The sequence below is a fragment of the Nitratireductor sp. J20-h4 genome (assembly GCF_056780505.1).
On sequence record NZ_CM165557.1, the window covers coordinates 3,859,083 to 3,878,094 of the forward strand.

The 19,012-nt window shown below is 66.9% G+C and carries 25 protein-coding genes and 1 tRNA gene; 13 read left to right on the forward strand and 13 right to left on the reverse strand.

Annotated features, from left to right (window positions below):
• Window positions 1–8 precede the first annotated feature (8 nt).
• Window positions 9–692, reverse strand: a complete 684-nt coding sequence (locus ACT2B0_RS18555; RefSeq protein ID WP_473459810.1) for a response regulator transcription factor — start codon at window positions 690–692, stop codon at window positions 9–11.
• Window positions 693–856: 164 nt separating this feature from the next.
• Here ACT2B0_RS18555 and ACT2B0_RS18560 point away from each other — a divergent pair, with 164 nt between their 5' ends.
• Window positions 857–1,360, forward strand: a complete 504-nt coding sequence (locus tag ACT2B0_RS18560; RefSeq protein WP_473459811.1) for a L,D-transpeptidase family protein — start codon at window positions 857–859, stop codon at window positions 1,358–1,360.
• A gap of 1 nt (window position 1,361) precedes the next feature.
• Here the strand turns inward: ACT2B0_RS18560 and ACT2B0_RS18565 are convergent, their stop codons facing one another.
• The 6 genes from ACT2B0_RS18565 to tsaD all read right to left on the reverse strand — a co-directional run bounded on the left by ACT2B0_RS18565 (window position 1,362) and on the right by tsaD (window position 5,345).
• Entirely contained in the window at window positions 1,362–1,769 is a 408-nt protein-coding gene (locus ACT2B0_RS18565) for a DUF1761 domain-containing protein (RefSeq protein WP_473459812.1), read from the reverse strand.
• A gap of 61 nt (window positions 1,770–1,830) precedes the next feature.
• Entirely contained in the window at window positions 1,831–2,430 is a 600-nt protein-coding gene (locus ACT2B0_RS18570; RefSeq protein WP_473466085.1) for a class I SAM-dependent methyltransferase, read from the reverse strand.
• Window positions 2,431–2,512: 82 nt separating this feature from the next.
• Complete coding sequence (locus ACT2B0_RS18575; protein WP_473459813.1) at window positions 2,513–2,941, reverse strand: EVE domain-containing protein; 429 nt, start codon at window positions 2,939–2,941, stop codon at window positions 2,513–2,515.
• A complete protein-coding gene (locus ACT2B0_RS18580; RefSeq protein WP_473459814.1) occupies window positions 2,942–3,238 on the reverse strand; it encodes a YciI-like protein in 297 nt (98 codons plus the stop codon).
• 23 nt (window positions 3,239–3,261) lie between these two features.
• The gene (locus ACT2B0_RS18585; RefSeq protein ID WP_473459815.1) at window positions 3,262–4,260 is read right to left on the reverse strand and encodes an NAD(P)H-dependent glycerol-3-phosphate dehydrogenase; all 999 of its coding nucleotides are present in this window, start codon (window positions 4,258–4,260) and stop codon (window positions 3,262–3,264) included.
• Window positions 4,257–5,345: a tRNA (adenosine(37)-N6)-threonylcarbamoyltransferase complex transferase subunit TsaD gene (gene tsaD, locus ACT2B0_RS18590; RefSeq protein WP_473466087.1), complete on the reverse strand. Its 1,089-nt coding sequence runs from the start codon at window positions 5,343–5,345 to the stop codon at window positions 4,257–4,259. The genes ACT2B0_RS18585 and tsaD overlap by 4 nt, the downstream gene beginning before the upstream one ends.
• Before the next feature lie 107 nt (window positions 5,346–5,452).
• On the opposite strand from tsaD, the gene hemC reads away from it, so the two are divergent.
• The 6 genes from hemC (at window position 5,453) to ACT2B0_RS18620 (ending at window position 11,842) form a co-directional block, all read left to right on the forward strand.
• The gene (gene hemC / locus ACT2B0_RS18595) at window positions 5,453–6,382 is read left to right on the forward strand and encodes a hydroxymethylbilane synthase (RefSeq protein WP_473459816.1); all 930 of its coding nucleotides are present in this window, start codon (window positions 5,453–5,455) and stop codon (window positions 6,380–6,382) included.
• A 4-nt stretch (window positions 6,383–6,386) separates the two neighbouring features.
• A complete protein-coding gene (locus ACT2B0_RS18600) occupies window positions 6,387–7,103 on the forward strand; it encodes a uroporphyrinogen-III synthase (protein WP_473459817.1) in 717 nt (238 codons plus the stop codon).
• 105 nt (window positions 7,104–7,208) lie between these two features.
• Window positions 7,209–8,777, forward strand: a complete 1,569-nt coding sequence (locus ACT2B0_RS18605; protein WP_473459818.1) for a COG4223 family protein — start codon at window positions 7,209–7,211, stop codon at window positions 8,775–8,777.
• 15 nt (window positions 8,778–8,792) lie between these two features.
• Window positions 8,793–10,469: a heme biosynthesis protein HemY gene (locus ACT2B0_RS18610; RefSeq protein ID WP_473459819.1), complete on the forward strand. Its 1,677-nt coding sequence runs from the start codon at window positions 8,793–8,795 to the stop codon at window positions 10,467–10,469.
• 145 nt (window positions 10,470–10,614) lie between these two features.
• Window positions 10,615–11,094, forward strand: coding sequence for a tellurite resistance TerB family protein (locus ACT2B0_RS18615; protein ID WP_473459820.1), 480 nt, complete (start codon window positions 10,615–10,617; stop codon window positions 11,092–11,094).
• Complete coding sequence (locus ACT2B0_RS18620; protein WP_473459821.1) at window positions 11,087–11,842, forward strand: glutamine amidotransferase; 756 nt, start codon at window positions 11,087–11,089, stop codon at window positions 11,840–11,842. Before ACT2B0_RS18615 ends, ACT2B0_RS18620 begins: the two co-directional genes overlap by 8 nt.
• 102 nt (window positions 11,843–11,944) lie before the next feature.
• Here ACT2B0_RS18620 and ACT2B0_RS18625 read toward each other — a convergent pair.
• Window positions 11,945–12,020 (reverse strand) — tRNA-Ala (locus ACT2B0_RS18625).
• A 176-nt stretch (window positions 12,021–12,196) separates the two neighbouring features.
• Here ACT2B0_RS18625 and ACT2B0_RS18630 point away from each other — a divergent pair.
• The 3 genes from ACT2B0_RS18630 (at window position 12,197) to ACT2B0_RS18640 (ending at window position 13,515) form a co-directional block, all read left to right on the forward strand.
• Window positions 12,197–12,487, forward strand: coding sequence for a YggT family protein (locus ACT2B0_RS18630; protein ID WP_106570508.1), 291 nt, complete (start codon window positions 12,197–12,199; stop codon window positions 12,485–12,487).
• Between the two features lie 4 nt (window positions 12,488–12,491).
• Window positions 12,492–12,803, forward strand: coding sequence for a DUF167 family protein (locus ACT2B0_RS18635; protein WP_473459822.1), 312 nt, complete (start codon window positions 12,492–12,494; stop codon window positions 12,801–12,803).
• An 85-nt stretch (window positions 12,804–12,888) separates the two neighbouring features.
• A complete protein-coding gene (locus ACT2B0_RS18640) occupies window positions 12,889–13,515 on the forward strand; it encodes a hypothetical protein (protein WP_473459823.1) in 627 nt (208 codons plus the stop codon).
• Window positions 13,516–13,564: 49 nt separating this feature from the next.
• On the opposite strand, the gene ppa is transcribed toward ACT2B0_RS18640, so the two are convergent.
• The 5 genes from ppa to ACT2B0_RS18665 all read right to left on the reverse strand — a co-directional run bounded on the left by ppa (window position 13,565) and on the right by ACT2B0_RS18665 (window position 16,904).
• Window positions 13,565–14,092: an inorganic diphosphatase gene (gene ppa / locus ACT2B0_RS18645; protein WP_473459824.1), complete on the reverse strand. Its 528-nt coding sequence runs from the start codon at window positions 14,090–14,092 to the stop codon at window positions 13,565–13,567.
• Window positions 14,093–14,207: 115 nt separating this feature from the next.
• Window positions 14,208–14,717, reverse strand: a complete 510-nt coding sequence (locus tag ACT2B0_RS18650) for a GNAT family N-acetyltransferase (RefSeq protein ID WP_473459825.1) — start codon at window positions 14,715–14,717, stop codon at window positions 14,208–14,210.
• 80 nt (window positions 14,718–14,797) lie between these two features.
• The gene (locus ACT2B0_RS18655; RefSeq protein WP_473459826.1) at window positions 14,798–15,436 is read right to left on the reverse strand and encodes a TPM domain-containing protein; all 639 of its coding nucleotides are present in this window, start codon (window positions 15,434–15,436) and stop codon (window positions 14,798–14,800) included.
• Between the two features lie 9 nt (window positions 15,437–15,445).
• A complete protein-coding gene (locus ACT2B0_RS18660; protein WP_473459827.1) occupies window positions 15,446–16,240 on the reverse strand; it encodes a TPM domain-containing protein in 795 nt (264 codons plus the stop codon).
• 58 nt (window positions 16,241–16,298) lie between these two features.
• Window positions 16,299–16,904, reverse strand: a complete 606-nt coding sequence (locus ACT2B0_RS18665; RefSeq protein ID WP_473466090.1) for a LemA family protein — start codon at window positions 16,902–16,904, stop codon at window positions 16,299–16,301.
• 165 nt (window positions 16,905–17,069) lie between these two features.
• On the opposite strand from ACT2B0_RS18665, the gene ACT2B0_RS18670 reads away from it, so the two are divergent.
• The 3 genes from ACT2B0_RS18670 to ACT2B0_RS18680 are packed head-to-tail and all read left to right on the forward strand — an operon-like array spanning window position 17,070 to window position 18,981.
• Window positions 17,070–17,318: a hypothetical protein gene (locus ACT2B0_RS18670; RefSeq protein WP_473459828.1), complete on the forward strand. Its 249-nt coding sequence runs from the start codon at window positions 17,070–17,072 to the stop codon at window positions 17,316–17,318.
• Window positions 17,319–17,320: 2 nt separating this feature from the next.
• Window positions 17,321–18,205, forward strand: a complete 885-nt coding sequence (gene pdxY / locus ACT2B0_RS18675) for a pyridoxal kinase PdxY (protein ID WP_473466092.1) — start codon at window positions 17,321–17,323, stop codon at window positions 18,203–18,205.
• A complete protein-coding gene (locus tag ACT2B0_RS18680; protein ID WP_473459829.1) occupies window positions 18,202–18,981 on the forward strand; it encodes a DUF429 domain-containing protein in 780 nt (259 codons plus the stop codon). The genes pdxY and ACT2B0_RS18680 overlap by 4 nt, the downstream gene beginning before the upstream one ends.
• The last annotated feature ends 31 nt before the right edge of the window (window positions 18,982–19,012 follow it).

Sequence of the window (19,012 nt, forward strand, 5' to 3'; positions counted from 1 at the left end):
CTTTCGACTCAGGGGACGAGCTTGTAACCCCCGCTTTCTGTCACAAGAATTTCCGCATTGGAAGGATCACGCTCGATCTTCTGGCGCAACCGGTAGACATGGGTCTCCAGCGTATGGGTGGTGACGCCGGAATTATAACCCCACACTTCCTCCAGAAGCACGTCGCGCGTGATCACCTTCTGGCCGGCCCGGTAGAGATATTTGATGATCGAGGCTTCCTTCTCGGTCAGACGTACCTTGCCGCCGCGCTGGTCGATCAGCAGTTTCTGGCTCGGCTTGAACGTATAGGGCCCGACGACGAAGGTGGCGTCCTCGCTCTGCTCGTGCTGACGCAATTGCGCGCGCAGCCGCGCCAGCAGAACCGCGAAGCGGAACGGCTTGGTCACGTAGTCGTTGGCGCCCGCCTCGAGGCCCAGAATCGTGTCGGAATCGGTATCGTGGCCGGTCAGCATGATGATCGGCGCCTTGAAGCCGCCTTTGCGCAGCAATTTGACCGCCTCGCGCCCATCCATGTCGGGCAGGCCGACATCCATGATCAACAGGTCGATCAGCCCGGCGCGCGCGGTCTGGATGCCCTTGCCGGCCGTGGGTTCCTGGATGACCCTGAATTCCTCGTAGAGCGAGAGCTGCTCGACCAGCGTGGCGCGCAGATCGTCATCGTCGTCGACAATCAAAATGGTGCGTGAAGTCATGTTTCGGTCCATAAGCAATCGTGAAAGGGTCGATGATTCCACATCTATGAGGCACGCGCGAATCGTGAAAGACGCTCACCGTGAATTGTAAAGTCGCGTCATCATACTCCAAAAATCGTGAGCGCAATGCGGCAGGTGGCAATTCCGGCCCGCCACGGCTGGTCGTGCGGGCGCGGCCCGGACGCCCGACGCAAGGCCTGCTGCAGTGCGGGCACCACGTATTTTGCTGCGCACTCGGCCGCGCCGGCATCACAACGCGCAAGCGCGAAGGCGACGGCGCGACGCCGCACGGCCGGCTCACGCTGCTATGGGGCTATCGACGCGCCGACCGGGGCCGCGTCGACCCCTCGCGCCTGCCGCTGCGGCCGACCCCGCCCCGGCTCGGCTGGTGTGGCGCGCCCGGCGACCGCAACTACAACCGTCCGGTGCGCCTGCCCTATCCGGCCAGCCACGAGACCATGCGCCGCGCCGACCATCTCTACGATGTCGTGATCGTACTCGATTGGAACATGCGCCCCGCCGTGCGGGGACGCGGCAGCGCGATCTTCCTGCATCTGGCCCGGCCTGGCTATACGCCGACCGAGGGCTGCGTGGCCGTCTCGCGCCGCACGATGTCGCGGCTCCTGCCGATCCTGCGACAGGGCGCGGTGATCGAGGTCGTCCGCTGATTCAAGCGCCCCACCAGCCGATGATCCCGCCCATGATCAGCGCCACGCCCAGCCAGTGGCCGGCATCGATCAGTGTCAGGTCCCAGCCGAAACCCTGGTAGCGCTGGTTGACGGCGGTGATTGTCGCCATGAAGCCGAGCCAGAGGAAGAAACCGGACACGACACCGTTCCACAGCGTCACCTGGCCGGCGCCGAGATGGCCGATCACGCCGGCCATCACCCAGGCCATCACCAATTCGCACCCGAAACTGGTAATGAACAGCATGGGCTCCATGCGGGCGTCTTCCGGCTTGATTTTCGCCGCCTTCATCCAGGGCTTGCCGAGCCCGCCATAATAGACCGCGCCGAACAGGAAGGCCGCGACCGCGGCGACCAGCACCGCCAGATAGCTCACACCACCGAAATCCATGCCAGCACTCCCATGTACCCACAAAGCGTTTGCCGCATAGAACGCCGCCGATCCGGTTTCGTCAATCGAACCGCCACACCGTGGTGCGCTTGACCTCCGCGTCCTCGAGCGCCCGCGTCACCGGCACCTGGTAGGTAGCGATTTCCGTAAGCAGCGCGCGCGGCAGATAGGATCGGCCGGGATCGCCGACGAGCACGAGCGCACCGCGCGCCGAAAGCCGGCCGAGCCAGCACGACAGCCGCTCGGCGAGCGCGCGATCGTAAAAGACGTCGCCGGCAAGCACCACCTGCCAGCCTTCGTCGAGGCCGATCAGGTCGCGGTCGTCAAAGGCGATCTCGACATCGTTCGCGGTTGCGTTGAGCGCGACGGCCGCACGGCAGAACGGGTCGATGTCGGCCGCGACCACCGCGGCCGCGCCGGCCTTGCGCGCGGCGATCGCGACCAGCCCGGATCCGGTCGCGAAATCCAAGACCGTCTTGCCGGCGACGATCCGGGGATGGTCGAGGAGATGGCGCGCCAGCCCCTGTCCGCCCGCCCAGGCAAACGCCCAGAAGGGCGGCGGAAGTCCGATCGCCTCCAGTTCCGCCTCGGTCTTGAGCCACAACGCATGCGCTTCGTCGGCAAGGTGGAGCACGATCTCGGGCACGTGCGGCGGCGCCATCAGACCGGTATTGGCCGCCACGAATGCGCTCGCCTCGGTCGGCGAAAGCGTCTTTGCGGACGTGCCGACCACCGGCCGGACGTCAGATCGTATCGGGGTCGAGCCCGCCCATGCGGCAGATTTCGGCCCATTCCTCGGCGCGGACCGGTTGCACGGACAGCCGCGAATTCTTCACCAGCACCATCTCCGCCAGCGCCGGATTGGCCTTGATGTCGTTGAGGCTGACCGGCTTCGGCATGTCGCGCACCGCACGGATATCGACGCATTCCCAGCGCGGATCGTCGGTGGTGCTGTCGGGATGGGCGGGCGCGCTCACCTCCACGATCCCGACGATCTCCAGCCCCTCCTGGGAGTGGTAGAAAAACCCCTTCTCGCCGACCGTCATCGCCCGCATGTTGTTGCGCGCCTGGTAGTTGCGCACGCCGTCCCATTGCTCGCCGGCCTCGCCCTTGGCCTTCTGCTTGTCCCACGACCAGGTCGAGGGTTCCGATTTGAACAGCCAATATGCCATCTAGGCCTCCTGCGGCGTGTTGAAGACCCAGTTCCAGGCCTTGACCTCGACGGCGGCAAACAACCCGGCGCGCGCGTATGGGTCAGCCTCGGCGATCAGCGCGGCGGCCGCCCGGTCAGCCGCCTCCACGACCACCAGGCTACCGGTCGGCTTGCCCGCGTCGTCGAGAAACGGGCCGGCAAATTTCAGCGTGCCGCTGGCGTTCAGCCCCTCCAGATAGGCGACATGATCGGGTCTGGTATCCAGCCGCACCTGGAGATGGTCGGGCTTGTCGGTGCAAATCAGGGCAAACAGCATCGGTCCTCCACGTGCCTGCCGGGTCAGACTTCGCTTTTCAGCGGCCGCGACAGCAGCGCCGTCATGGCTTCGCGCACGGTGATCGCGCGGTCAAGCAAAAGCGCGACATTTCTGGTGATCGGCGCGTCGATACCGCCTTCGCGCGCGAGACGGTCGGCGATCGCGGCCGTGGCCACGCCTTCCGCCAGCGGCAGGCCGTCGAGCGGCTCGCCGCGCCCCAGCGCTACGCCATAGGTAAAATTGCGCGACTTGCCGGATCCGCAGGTCAGGAACAGGTCGCCGAACCCCGAAAGCCCCATCAGCGTTTCGCTGCGGGCGCCGAAAAACCCGGCGATGCGCCGTAATTCCACGAACCCACGCGTGACCGTGGCCGCCTGCGCGCTCGCGCCCAGCCCGGCGCCGGCCACCGCGCCAGCCGCGATCGCCATCACGTTTTTGAGCGCTCCGCCCGCTTCGACCCCTGCAAGATCGTCGCTGGAATAGCACCGCAGCGCCGGTGTCGACAAAAGCGTCGACAGGGCGCCGGCAAGTTCCGCGTCATCGGCCGCGATCGTCACCGCCGTCGGCAGGCCGGCCGCGACATCGACGGCGAAGCTCGGACCCGACAGCGCCGCGACCGGGTTTTGCGGCAGGTTGCGTGTCGCGACGACCGACAGGAGCGCGCCGGATGCCGCGTCGATGCCCTTGGCGCACAACACGACCGGGACGCCTGGCGCAAGCACCGAAGCAAGCATGCCGCTGACGGCCCCCACCGTTTGCGCCGGGGTTACCAGAAGCACCGAGGCCGCGCCGGCGACCGCATCGGCCAGATCGCCGGTGGCGCGGATATGCCGGTCGAGCGTGATATCGGACAAAAAACGCGGGTTGCGGCGCCCGCGGTTGATGGTTTCCACCGTTGCCGGATCACGCGCCCAAAGCCGGACCTCGTGTCCGGCGAGCGCCTCGGCCTGGGCCAGCGCCGTGCCCCATGCGCCGCCGCCGAGCACGGCGATCGCGGCCGCCTTCGCCTCGGGCGCGCTCATGCCTTGGCCCCGCGCTTGCCGGCCCCGATCAGCGGGGCGGCCGACATGTCGAGCGGCCAGCGCGAACGCGGCGCCTGGATCATCGGGTCTTCCTGCGCCAGCAGCCCTGCCCGCAGGCGCTCGATACCCGCCCAGGCGATCATCGCCGCATTGTCGGTGCACAGTTCGGCCGGCGGCGCCAAAAAGCCGAACCCGTGGTCTCCGCACAATCTTTCCAGCGCTGTGCGGATCGCCCGGTTGGCGGCCACCCCGCCGGCCACCACCAGCACCGGCGCCGCCACGTCGGCGAAATCGGCGCGAAACCGCAAAAGGCTGCGCGCAACGCGGTCCTCCAGCGTCTCCACGATCGCGCTTTGGAAGGAGGCGGCGATGTCGGCGACGTCCTGCTGGCTCAGCGGGGCGATCGCGCCCGCCGCCTGTCGCACCGCCGTCTTCAGCCCGGAAAAGGAAAAATCGGGCCGCGCCTCGCCCTTGAGCGGGCGCGGCAGATCGAAGCGGCTCGGATCGCCGCCTGCAGCGACACGTTCCACGCTCGGTCCGCCCGGATAGGGCAGGCCCAACAGCTTAGCGGTCTTGTCGAAAGCCTCGCCGAGCGCGTCGTCGATGGTCGACGCCCAGCGCTCGTAGGATCCCGGCCCCTTCACCAGCACGATCTGGGTGTGCCCACCCGAAACCAGCAGCATCAGATAGGGAAAGGCGACCGGCGCCATCAGCCTGGCCGACAGCGCGTGCCCCTCCAGATGGTTGATGGCGATCAACGGCTTGTTTGTCGCTGCCGCCAACGCCTTGGCCGTCATCAGACCGACCAGAAGCCCGCCTATCAGGCCCGGCCCGGCGGTCACCGCGATCGCGTCGACATCCGACAGGCGCGTATCGGCTTCGGCAAGCGCCGCCGCAACGACACCGTCGAGTCCCTCGACATGAGCGCGCGCCGCGATCTCGGGCACCACGCCGCCAAATGCGGCATGTTCCGCGATCTGGCTGAGCACGACGTTGGAGCAGATCCGGGGCGGCCGCCCCGGCTGCGCCACTACCACCGCCGCCGCCGTTTCGTCGCAGCTTGTCTCGATGCCAAGAACGCAAATGTCGGCGTGATCGGGCCGCATGATTGCCGGATGGTCCTTTCCTCGGGTAGGAAGGCCGCCAATCACAACCCTCCGTCACGGGCGGGGGTTAGCACGGACTTTGAGACATGCAAACTGGCCAGATCAGGATCGGAACCCGGGGAAGCGCGCTCGCTCTGGCGCAAGCGCACGAAACGCGCGCCAGGCTGATGGCCGCGCACGGCCTTCCCGAGGACGCCTTCGCCATCGAGGTGATCACCACCAGCGGCGACCGCATCCAGGACCGGCCGCTGTCGGAAGCCGGCGGCAAGGGGCTGTTCACCAAGGAAATCGAGCAGGCGCTGCTTGACGGCGCCATCGATATGGCGGTGCATTCGTCCAAGGACATGCCGACCCAGTTGCCCGACGGCCTGGTTCTCGGCGCGTTCCTGGAACGCGAGGATGTGCGCGACGCGCTGATCGGCGGCACCGCGCCGACGCTGGAGGCGCTCGTCGATGGTGCGACGGTCGGCTCGTCCTCGCTGCGGCGCCAGGCGCTGATCCGCAGGTTGCGGCCCGACATTTCCGTCGTGATGTTTCGCGGCAACGTCCAGACCCGGCTGAGGAAACTCGCCGACGGCCAGGTCGACGCCACCTTGCTCGCTCATGCCGGACTGCGCCGGCTCGGTATGGCCGGCATTGTCACCGAGCTGTTGCCGGTCGACAGCTTCCCGCCTGCGCCGGGTCAGGGCGCGATCTGTATTGAACACCGTCGGGAAGACCGGCGCATTGAGGCCCTGCTGCAGCCGATCCACCATCAGGAAACGGGCCAGGCGCTCGCCTGCGAGCGCGCTTTCCTGGCCGCGCTGGACGGATCCTGCCGCACGCCGATCGCCGGCCATGCCGTGATCGAGGCGGACGCGGTGCGGTTTCACGGGCTCATCCTCACGCCGGACGGCACCGAGGCCCACGAGGTTTCCGGCGCTGGCCCTGCCACGCATGCCGCCGCCATCGGTCGCGACGCCGGCGAGCGCGTGCGCGCCCGCGCCGGCACACGCTTTTTCGAAAGCTGGAGCTGACCCGGTGGCCCGCGTGCTGGTGACGCGGCCCGAGCCGGACGCGAGCATGACCGCCGCCAGCCTTCGTCAGCGCGGCCATGTGCCGCTCGTCCTGCCGCTGAGCGCGGTCGGCGGGATCGAGGCCGACTGGCCGGAGGCCGACACTGTCGACGTGGTCGCCGTGACCAGCGCCAACGCGTTGCGCCACGCCCCTGCGGTCCGACTTGAGGCCCTGCTCGGCCTGCCCTGCCATTGCGTCGGCGAACGCACGGCCGCTGCCGCGCGCCAGACCGGGTTCACAAGCATCGATATCGCCAACGGCTACGGGCAAGACATGGCCCGGCGCATGGTCGCGCGATATTCGACTGGAACGCGGGTGCTTTATCTATGCGGGCGGGTCCGCCACGGCGCTTTCGAAGAGGGGCTCGCCGCCGCCGGCCTGGACTGCACGCCCGTGGAAACCTACGAGACTGTTTTTCCGGCGCCCGACACGACCACCGTGCAAGAACTATGCGCCGGCGGCCCGCCCGACGTCGCGCTCGCCTATTCCGCGCGCGGCGCCGACGCGCTCGCCGCCCTGGCGGAGCGGGACGAAATCGCGCCTTTATTCGCGGCTATGCGGGTCGCATGCTTGTCGCCGGCGGTGGCCGAGCGGCTGGCCGGCAAAGGCGACTGGCCGATCCTCGTCAGCCCCGCGCCCGAGGAAGCGGGCCTGCTGGACCTGCTGGACAGCCTGCCCTAGCTCCGGTCGACGCAAAAGGACTACACAAGGTCATGCTGCACGTGCGAATGTAGCAGGCAACGACGGTCGCTCCCGACCGGAAACGCAAAGCTTGCGGAGCAAGGAATGGTGAAACCGCCCAAAATCCGGCATTCGAAAGGGCGCCGCGATCCCGTGACCATCGACCTTGAGCCGGACGACGTGAAACGCGACGGTCAGGGCGCGGCCAAAAGCACCAAGGCCGGTGCATCGGCGCCGGCCGAAAAGGCCGCTGCCGACAACACCAGCAAGGACGACGTATCGAAGGGCGCCGCGACGCCAGTCGGCAGCGCTGCCAGCGCCAAACCCGCCGACGACAAGACCGCCAGTATCAGGTCCGGCGAAGCCGGCAAGACCAGCGCACAGGACAAGGCGGCCGCCGGCAGCAACGAGAGCGACAAGGCCGGCCCAAAACCCGCGACGCCCGAAAACGGCGCTGCCGGGGCCGCGTCCGCCGGCAAGACCGGCGCAGCGCGCGCATTTGGCCGCGACGGCACCCCAACCTCAAAACCGGTATCGGGTGGCGCGGCCACGCCGCCGGCGGAAAAGCCCGACGAAAAACCGAAAGGGCGCGGCAGCCTCTCTTTGATCGCCGCCGGGCTGATCGGCGGCATTGTCGTGCTCGCCGGCGCCGGCGGTCTGCAATATGCAGGCCTTCTGCCGGCACCGGGTACCGGCCAGCCCGAAGACGGCGCTCTCGACACGATCCGGGCCGAGCTCGCCGCCTTGCGGCAAGAGGTCGAGGCCGGCGCCGGGCAGGGCCAGGGCGCGTCGGCCGAAGCGGTCGCGGCGGCCGAGGCGCGGATCGACGCGCTTTCCGGACGGTTGCAGACACTTGGCGAGCAGGTCGCCACCATCCAGTCCTCGATCGCCGCGGGCGGCGCCGGCGAGGCGGCCGCCCTGCAGACGCTCGATACGCGACTGAAGGCGGTGGAGGAGACCGTGGCCGACCTGGCGCAGGGATCCGGATCGGACCAATCACCGCAGCTTGATGCGCTGAACGACAAGGTCGCGGCCCTCGACGCCGCGCTGGCGCAAGCGAACCAGGCCGTGGCCAATGCGGCGGCGAGCGGAGCCGCGACCGCCGAAAAGCTCGCCGCCATCGAAACCGAGATCGCGGCGCTATCGGAACGGGTCGACGCCCAGGCGGCCAATCCGAAGATCGCGCTGGCGATCGCCGCGGCCGGGCTCAAATCGGCGATCGACCGTGGCGTGCCGTTTATGACCGAACTGGAGACCTACGCCGCCGTCGCGCCCGACACGCCCGAAATCGCCGCGCTGCGCGCGCTGGCCGCCACCGGCGTGCCGACGCGCGCCCAGATCGAGCGGGAACTGGGCGACGCCGCCAATCGCATGGTCGCGGCCGCCGCGCCGGCCGATGCCGATGCCGGGTTTTTCGAGCGGCTTCTTGCCAGCCTGCAATCGCTGGTCAAGGTACGGCCGATCGGCGAGGTCGAAGGCGAGGGCGCGGGCCCGACGGTCGCGCGCATGGAAAGCGCGATCCGCGCCGGCGACTACGAAAAGGCGATCGCCGAATTCGCCACCCTGCCCGATCCGGTCAAGGCCGCGGGCGCGGACTTCATCGCCAAAGTGGAAGCGCGGCAGACCGCCGACACCTTGGTCGAAAAGGCGCTGTCGGGCGCGCTCAGGGCCTGAGCGGAGGCATAGTCGATGATCCGAATACTCCTCTTCCTGCTTGTCGTCTTCGCGCTCGGCCTCGGCTTCTCGTGGCTGGCCGAGCGTCCCGGCGAGCTTGTGGTGACATTCGCCGGTTATCAATATGAAGTCTCGCTGATGGTCGCCGCGATCATCGTCACCGCGCTGGTGGCGGCGGTGATGATCCTGTGGTGGCTCCTGAAGGCGATCTGGACCAGCCCGCAGACAGTAGCGCGCTATTTTCGCGTCCGGCGCCGCGATCGCGGCTATCAGGCCCTGTCGACCGGCATGATCGCCGCCGGCGCGGGCGATGCCGGTCTGGCGCGCACCAAAAAGCGCGAGGCGATGAAACTGATCAGCGCCGACCAGGAACCGCTGATTCACCTGCTCGACGCCCAGGCCTCGCTGCTGGAAGGCAATCACGAGGACGCGCGACGCAAGTTCGAGGCCATGCTGGACGATCCCGAGATGCGCATACTCGGTTTGCGCGGGCTTTATCTGGAGGCGCAGAGGCTCGGCGACCGGGAGGCCGCACAGCATTATGCCGGCCGGGCGGCCGAGATCGCCCCGCAACTCGGCTGGGCCTCCAATGCCGCGCTTGAGGCGCGCACGGCGGCCGGCGACTGGGACGGCGCACTGGAAATCCTCGAGGCGCGCCGGTCGACGAAGCAGATCGAGGCCACCGAGGCCAAACGCAAACGCGCCGTGCTTTTGACCGCCAAGGCGATGGACGTGCTCGACCGCGATCCGCTTGCCGCCAAGAACGCCGCACTCGAGGCCAACCGGCTCGCACCCGACCTGGTGCCGGCGGCCGTCATCGCCGCCAAGGCTCTGTTTAGGCAGGACGATCTGCGCAAGGGATCCAAGGTGCTGGAAACCGCGTGGCACAAGACCGCCCATCCCGACATCGCCGCGACCTATGTCTACGCCCGGCACGGCGATTCGGTCATGGACCGGCTCGTGCGCGCCAAGAAACTGCGTTCGCAGCGCCAGAACAATGCCGAATCGTCGCTGGCCGTTGCCCGTGCCGCCCTTGAGGCAGGCGAACTCGACCTCGCCCGCGAGACGGCCGAGGAGGCCATGCGCATCGAGCCGCGCGAGGCCGTGTTCCTGCTTCTAGCCGATATCGAGGAAGCCCTGACCGGCGACGAGGGCCGCATCCGGCAATGGCTGGCGCGCGCTGTGCGTGCGCCGCGCGATCCCGCCTGGGTCGCCGATGGGGTGGTCTCGGAACACTGGGCGCCGGTTTCGCCGGTTACCGGCAAGCTCGACATGTTCGAATGGCGGCCGCCGGTGGAAAAGACCTCCGGCCTGCTGGAGCAGGAAAGGCAGGAAGAGGACGAACTGCGCAAACCCTTGCTGGCCGCCCCGGTCGCGCCGGCCCCGGTCGCGGAACCCGAAAAGGCCGCTGCCGGGGATGGCGAGGCGATCGAAGAAGCCGAGCTGGTGGCCGCGACACCGGCAAGCGAACCACCGACGACGACGAAAAAGGCAGACGAGGAGGCCGCCGGCAGCGCGGATGCCGATCCGTCCGAGGAGGCGCTGCAGCCGCCCCCGCCGCACGCCGCCGCCAATGACGACGCCTGGCCCAAAGAACCCGACGGGACCGCCATGCCGCAGCCCGACGACCCCGGCGTCGACCCCGAAGACAGAGACGACGATGCGCGCTCGAAGCGGTTCAAGCTGTTTTGACCGCTTCCGCTCGAAACGTCCTGGCGTCGATGCGATCGTACCTCGCCCCCGCGTATCGCGCACGCCTTCGGCAGGCGGACGGCGCGAACGATCGGGTCGGCGCGGATCGCCCTCGGCTTGATCTGTTCGCGAACCGGAGATTTGGATGTTCGATCGGCTGATTTCGTTCCTGCAGCAATTGCCCGGCGACACCGCCGATAAGGCCGAGGCCGATCGCGACGACCCGCGTATCGCCGCGGCTGCGCTTCTCATTCACCTGATGGATGCCGATGGCGTGCGCCTCGACGCCGAACGCGCCAAGCTCTCCGAAGCGCTGAACCGGGCCTATGGCCTGACCGGTCGCGACCGCGACGCCTTCATCGCGCGCGCGGAAAAGGTCGAGCGCGAATCGGTCGACCTCTACGCTTTCACCAGCGTCTTGAAACGCAATCTTGACGAACAGGCCCGCATCGAATTCATCGGCATCATGTGGGAGATGGTGTTCGCCGATGGCGAACTCAGCGAGCTGGAGGACAATATCGTCTGGCGCGTCGCCGAGCTGATCGGCGTCGAGCGTCGTGACCGGATCGCGATGCGTCAGCGCGCCGACCCGCAAAAGACGACGGGTGCCGCCGACGATGAATGACGGTGCGACGCGCCGCCGGCGCGTAGACGGACAAAAGCCCAGGATCCTGATCGTGATGCATCAGGAGATGTCGAGCCCGGGTCGTGTCGGCCACCTGCTTCTGGAAGCCGGCTTCGAGCTCGACGAGCGACGTCCCCCACTGGGCGATCCGCTGCCTGAAACACTCGCCGATCATGCCGGCGTGGTCGTGTTCGGCGGGCCGATGAGCGCCAACGACCCCGACGAATTCGTATTGCGCGAAACCGAATGGCTGAAAGTGCCACTATCGGAAAACAAGCCTTTTCTCGGCATCTGTCTCGGTGCGCAGATGTTGGTCAACCATCTCGGCGGCAAGATCGAGGGCCACCAGGCAGGTCTGGTCGAGATCGGCTGGTATCCGCTGCGGCCCACCGAGGCCGGCCGCGCGCTGATAGCCTGGCCGGAGATGGTCTATCAGTTCCACCGCGAAGGTTTTACGCTGCCGCGCGACGCGACCCTGCTGGCGACGGCCGAGACCTATCCCAACCAGGCCTTCCGCTATGGCGAAAACGCCTGGGGCGTCCAGTTTCACGCCGAACTGACCCGCATCATGATGCAGCGCTGGGTGGTGCGCGGCGCGCACCGGTTTTCCCTGCCCGGCGCCCAGCAGGGTCGCGACCATCTCGGCGGCCGGCTGATCTGGGACATGCATCTCAAGCGCTGGCTGATCGAGTTCCTCGACCTGATCTTCCACAGTCCACGACCCCATCCCGGGGACCGGCCCGACTGAAGCACGGCACCAGCCCGATGGAGTTGGCCCCCGGTTGCCTACGGCACCCCGCGCGCCGGCGGAAACCTGTTCGATCATTTCGGATTCGGGAAAATCAGCCGCTGGTGGAGCTGAGGGGAATCGAACCCCTGACCTCGTCATTGCGAACGACGCGCTCTCCCATCTGAGCTACAGCCCCGTCCAGCGGATGGCGGCATTTACTGGCCATGGACCGGCGCTGTCAAGCAGCTCGAACCGCGACATTGCCTAACCGCGCCGGTCGTGCAGGAGGGCGTGCGTGCGCGCCATACCATCAGCGGACTTGCCGCCGGGCGGGTCAATGGCTACATCTCGCGAAACCGATTGGAGACCGGCATGCTCGCGCTTATCCAGACCATCGTGCTCGCCATCGACATTTACTGGTGGCTGATCATCGCGTCGGCGATCTTTTCCTGGCTGTTCGCCTTCAATGTGATCAACGGGCGCAACCAGTTCGTCGCGACCATCGGCGATTTCCTCTATCGGGTCACCGAACCCGCGCTGCGGCCGATCCGACGCGTCATGCCTGACCTAGGCGGCATCGACATTTCGCCGATCATCCTGCTTCTGGCGCTGTTTTTCCTGCGCCAGTTCATCCTCACCACCATCGCGCCGGCGCTGATCTGATCCGGTGGCGCCGGATTTCTTCCGCGAAAACGGCGAAACGATCGAGCTTGTCGTGCGACTGACGCCGCGCGGCGGCATGGACGTGCTCGACGGTATCGGTCGCGACGCTGCCGGCCGAGCTTTCCTGAAGGCGCGCGTGCGCGCCGTGCCGGAAAAGGGCGCGGCCAACGCGGCGCTGGAAAAGCTGCTCGCCAAACGGCTCGGTGTCGCGCCCAGCCGCATCGACATCGTCGCAGGCGCAACCGCGCGGCTGAAGACCGTGCGTATCGCCGGAGCTGGCGCCGACCTGCTTGACGCGCTGCGCGCGCTCGGCTGAGCGTCGGGGCACGGCTTGGCGAAAGCCGGTTTTGCTTCCGCGGCAATATGTTTAGATTGCTTCACCACAGGCGGAGGAACCAAGAATGCGCCTACCCGCAAGACCCCTATTATTGCCGGCGGTCGCTAGCGCGGCCTTGACGATCGCCTCGCAGGCCGGCGCGCAGGACATCACCAGCGCCTACACCGACCTTGCCGCCGACAAGACCTGCACGACCTACGCCGCCGCTGACCCGAACGAAGGCGGCGACTGGGCCAATCTGGTCTGCGACGGCTATCGCGGTTACCCGGTTTTCCTGTTTTACGGCGACGCGCGCGAATCGCTGTTTTACGGTTTTCCGCCGGCCGGCGACCTGGCGCCGGTCTGGGAGAGTTTTGGCCCGTTCAATTCCACCGGTCCGAAGATCGAATGGCGGCTGGAGCGCAAGGGCGAACGCACCGTGCCCTTTGCCACCATTCATCGCTGGTTTGTCAGCGATCCCTACGACGAGACCCAGAATATCGAGGTGCTGGTGGTCGAGAAGGTCGGCCAGCCGCATGAGCGCGACGGCTGCGCCGTGGGTTATGTCGTGGCGAGTGGCAATCCAAATGCCAACGAAAAGGCGCGCACCATCGCCGACATGCAGGCAAGGGAGTTCGCCTGCGGCGCCGATCAGCCGGTCATTGACCAGGGCAGCGTCCCGGTGCCGCCCTTCCGCCGGGCGGAGAACTGAGCGGCCGCAACAGGTGATCGCGAACGCGGATGCCGCGTCTACGAAACGGTCAGCCGCGCGCCCGCTCGATCGCTTCCATGATCATCTTCTTGGCGAATGCCGCATCGTGCCAGCCGCCGATCTTGACCCATTTGCCGGGTTCCAGATCCTTATAGTGCTCGAAGAAATGCTCGACCTGCTTCAGCGTGATGTCCGGCAGGTCGGTATAGTCGGTCACGTTTTCATAACGGCGCGTGAGGTGCGGCGAAGGCACCGCGATCACCTTTTCGTCGAGGCCGGCATTGTCTTCCATGATCAGAACGCCGATCGGGCGCACATTGATCAGACAGCCGGGAATAAGCTGGCGCGTATTGCACACCAAAACATCGATCGGATCGCCGTCGCCCGAAAGCGTATGCGGCACGAAGCCGTAATTGCCCGGATAGGTCATCGGCGTATAAAGGAACCGGTCGACGACGAGCGTGCCGGCCTCCTTGTCGAGCTCGTATTTGATCGGCTGGCCGCCGACGGGGACCTCGATCACGACATTCACGTCGTCGGGTGGGTTGTTTCCAATCGAGATGGCATCGATACGCATGGGCGGCTCCTTCAAGTCGCCGATGCGCTTAAACGCTTGTGCACCGCAGCACAAGCCATCCCGGCCGACTAAGCGGCTGGCAGGCGGCGCCCGCGACGAAACGCAGCGCCGGACCTTACGCCCACACGAAGGCGATCTTGCGAATCGCCTTCTGGTCGAACACCTCGACGCCTTCAGCGACGTCGCGCCCGCCGGCGCCATGATAAAAGGACATGGCGTTGTGGTTTTCTTCCAGGGCCCACACCACCAGCCCATCGAGACCGTGATCAGCCAGTTTTTCGCGCGCGGCCGCAAACAGCCGCGAGCCGAGACCGATGCCCTGATATTCAGGCCTCAAATACAGTTCGTAAATTTCACCCTGCTGCGGCAATTCCTGCGCCCGATTGCGCCCCATCGTGGCATAACCGGCGATCTCGCCGCCGCATTCAACCACCAGCACGCAGGCCGAGCGGCGAATCGCGCTTCCCCACCAGCGACAATCGCGCCGGCTAATCATCCTGGCGAGCGCGCGATGGGGGATGATGCCGGCATAGGCGCCCTGCCAGGCCTCCATATGCACGGCGGCAATCGCCAGGGCATCGTTTTCCTGGGCACGGCGGATGTCGATCGTAAGCGCGGTCTTCATGATTTGTTAACCTTAACGCCACGGCCGGGTCGCCGGCAAGACGCTACCGAACTTGTCCGCAGGACGATCGGGCTGAAAGATCAGAGTTCGACAAGATGGTCGTCGAGCTCGTTGGGGTTGTCGGCACCCTTCGGGAAATGGCGCGCCAGGAGATCGGCGGCCTGCTCGACGGCGTCCACGAAGCCGTCTGCGATACGCGCCTCGGCCGCGCATGCAGTCAGCCGCGCGACGGCGTCATCCCAGTTCTTCTGGGCCACCTTGGTGGCGATGCCGGCATCGGCGACGATCTCGCCGTAGCGTTCGGCAAGCGACAGAAACACCAGCACGCCCGTTCGTCCATCGGTGCGATGGACGTTGTGGGCCAGGAACTGCTTGACGGCATTGTCGTGCGCGCGCCGGTAGCGCAGCCCGCGCGGCACCAGATGCAGGCGCAGCGCCGGAAAAAGCCAGATCACCGCCAGCGCGGCCGCAAACGCCGTCGCCTGCGACAGCGCGAAAGCCGGCAGGCCGATATCAGCCCAAAGCCGTTCCAGCGCCAAGGCCGCGATCACGCCCATAACCAGGACGCCCGTCGCCAGCATGAAGGCGGCCGGGAAAAAATAGTCGTCGCTGCGGCGCGCGAGCACGCAGAAGATTTCGCCCGACGTGCGCGCCTCAGCCGCGGCGATTGCCTGGTGAACGCGCTGGCGATCGGCGGACGAGAGCACGGGGTTTTCCATCATCGTCTCCTACCAGCTCCCCGAGGCGCCGCCACCGCCGGACGAACCACCGCCGCCGGAAAATCCGCCGCTGCTTCCCGAGGACCAGCCTGAACCGGACGAGCCGCCGCCCGAGCGTCCTGAAGAGCCATAGGTGATGTCCATGCCCAGCCAGCGATAGCGCCCCGGGCCGATCTTCTTGCCGAACAGCCGTGCAAACAGCGCGAAGCCGAAGGCGCCGAAAAACAACACGAACCACACCAGGATGAAAAGATGCTCGAAACCCAGCCCCGAGCCCGAAGGCTGGTTGCGCTCCGCCCGCGCCTCCAGCTCCGCCCCATTGCCCTCCAGAACCAGGATGATGTCGTCGACGGCCCGGCTGATGCCGCCGGAAAAGTCCCCGGCCCGAAACGCGGGAACCATGGTGTTTTCAATGATCAGCTTGGCGTGCAGGTCTGTCAGCGTGCCTTCCAGCCCGTAGCCGACCTCGATGCGCATGCGCCGGTCGGCCTTGGCCACAAGCAGCAGAATGCCGTTGTCCTCGCCCGCCTGTCCCAGTCCCCAGGCGCGAAAAAGCCGGTTGGCGAACGGTTCGATCGCCTCGCCATCGAGACTGTCGACGGTCGCGACCACGATCTGGTCCGACGATTTCTGTTCAAAACCAGCGAGCCTGGCAACCAGTTCGGCTTCCGTTTCAACATCGAGCAGGTCGGCATTGTCGACGACGCGGCCGGTGAGCGCGGGTAGCTCGGCCGCCCAGGCCGCCGGCGATAGGCAAAGCGCGGCTAGGCTCCAGACGGCGAGAGCGGCAACAACGCACGCCATCGCAGCGATCGGGCCTGATGCATGCCGCGATGGCCTCACCTCCACCTCCCAGCCGCCGTCAGTCGTTTTGTCCGGCCCCGAAATCGACCTTCGGCACGTCGATCTTGTCTTCGGCAACGGAGAAATTCTCGTAGGGTTCGTTGTCGGTGAACCACAGCCAGGCCCAGATCATCGAGGGCAGGGTCTTGAGCGAGGTGTTGTAGACGCGGACGGCTTCGATATAGTCGCGCCGCGCCACCGCGATCCGGTTTTCCGTGCCTTCGAGCTGCGCCTGCAGGGCGAGAAAATTCTGGCTCGCCTTCAGGTCGGGATAGTTTTCCACCACCGCCAGCAGGCGCGACAGCGCGCCGGTCAGCGCGGACTGGCCTTCCTGGAAGGCCTTGAAGGCCTCGGGGTCGGTAAGCGCGTCCGCCGATACGGTGACCTGGGTCGCCTTGGCGCGCGCTTCCACCACCGCTTCCAGCACCTCGCGCTCGTGTGCGGCATAGGCTTTCACCGTCTCGACCAGATTGGGGATCAGGTCGGCGCGGCGCTGATATTGGTTCAGAACCTCGCTCCAGGCCGCTTTGGCCCGCTCCTCGGCCGTCGGTATGGTGTTGAACCCACAAGCCGACAGCAACGGCGCCAATAAGAAAATGACCGCGAGAACGCGTGCGCCGCGCATCCCCTTGGCCGGCACAAGACCAGAAACCGCCATGAACCCTCTCCACTGCCGATCGCGCCTACAGTAGCCACCCGTCGCCGGCTTGCAAGCACATCGAAGAAGCACGCGCCCCCTGTGATGCGCCAGGCGAATCCGCTAGCATTCCGGCTCCGGAGACGAAAGATCATGGCCGAGCCCAAGAATCATGGCGACCGCGAAGCGCAGCGGATTCTGAACCGGGTCCAGCAGGAATCGGACCCGTCGGGCTCGCTTGCTGCGCGCGCGACCAAGAAAATGCGCGAGCACGTCGCTGCCGGGGATGCCGACCATAGCGACTGGATCGAGCTGTGGGGTACGCGAATCGGTCGCGTTCTGGGGCTGGTTCTGCTGGTTGTCCTGCTTGTGTCGCTGGCGCGGCTTTTTATCGGCGCATGACCGTGACATCTGCCGATCCCTCCGCCAAGCCGGCCGTCATCGTCATTTCCAGCCATGTCGCACGCGGATCGGTCGGCAACCGCGCCGCGGTGTTCGCGTTGGAAAGCCTGGGCTATCCCGTCTGGGCCGTACCGACGGTGATCTTGCCCTGGCATCCGGGCCACGGACCGGCCACGCGCATCGTTCCGGACGACGACGCCTTCGCCGCCCTGTTGCGCGACCTTGCCGGTTCGCCGCGGCTCGGCGAGGTGGGCGCGATACTGTCTGGCTATCTCGGAAGCCCGGCCCAGGCACAAGCCGTGGCCGCGCTGGTCGAGGCCGCCAGGGCGCGCAATCGGGGCCTGCTTTATGTCTGCGATCCGGTGATGGGCGATCTCGGCGGCCTCTATGTCGCCGATGGCGTCGCTTGCGCCATTCGCGACCAACTGATCCCGCTTGCCGACATCGCCACGCCCAACCGCTACGAACTCGAGTGGATGGTGCAGAGACGCCTCGACGATATCGCGGCGGTGGCGGACGCGGCCCGCGCGCTCGGTCCCGCGACGATGCTGGTGACCTCGGCGCCGGCGCGCGAGCCCGATGCGACAGCCAATCTTCTGGTGCGCGACGGCACGGCACTGCTTGCCGAACACGGTCTGATCGACAACCCGCCCAACGGGCTCGGCGATCTGACGGCCGCGGTGTTTCTGGCTCGCGTGCTTGGCGGCGCGAGCGATGCGGACGCACTCGAAAGCACGACTGCGTCGGTCTACGCGATCCTGGCGGGCACAGCCGCGCGCGGCGGCGATGAGCTCGAGATCGAAACCGACGCGCACCACCTTGTCGACCCGGTATTGCCTGTGCGCATGCGCAACCTGAGCCCGGGCAAGAGAGATGGCGTGCGATGAGCCTGGCCCAGCCGGTCGGGCGGACGGTCGCCGGGGTGGACGGCTGCAAAGCAGGCTGGATCGCGGTCACACGGAGCGGAAGTGGCCGTACCGACGTCGCGGTTTTTTCCCGCTTCACGGCCCTGGCCGACAGCCTGCCCGCCGATGCGGTGATCGCCGTGGACATGCCGATCGGCCTGCCGGACCGCTCAGGTCAGGGCGGGCGCGGTCCGGAACGGCTGGTACGCGCTGTACTCGGCGAGCGCCAGTCGGCGGTGTTTTCGATTCCCGCCCGCGCCGCCGTCTATGCCCAGACTGCGCCTTTCACCACGCTTGAAGCCTGGTATGTCGCCCATCGGCGCGCCAGTGCGGTGGCGCGGACGACCTCAAATCCGCCACGCGCCGTCTCCATCCAGGCTTTCGCCCTGTTCGCCAAAATCCGCGAGCTGGGTACGGTCCTGCGCGGCGATCCCGGCCTTGCCGGACGGGTGATCGAATCCCATCCCGAAGCAGCGTTCTGGCGGCTCGCCGGAGGCTCGCCGATGCGTCTGCCCAAAAAGATCAAGGGCCGCGTCAACCCGGCCGGCATGGCCGAGCGCCGGGTCCTTCTCGCCCGCCACGGCCTGCCGGTCGATATGCTGAACGCCGAGCCGCCGGCGGGCGCGGGCGAAGACGATCTGCTGGACGCCGCCGCGGTCCTGGTCGTAGCAGCCCGTTTTGTCAGCGGCGAAGCCGTACCGTTTCCCGATCCGCCGGCGCGCGACCGGTATGGTCTGCCGATCGCGATCTGGACCTGAAACTCGCTTTGGAATTGACCCGGGCGAAAGA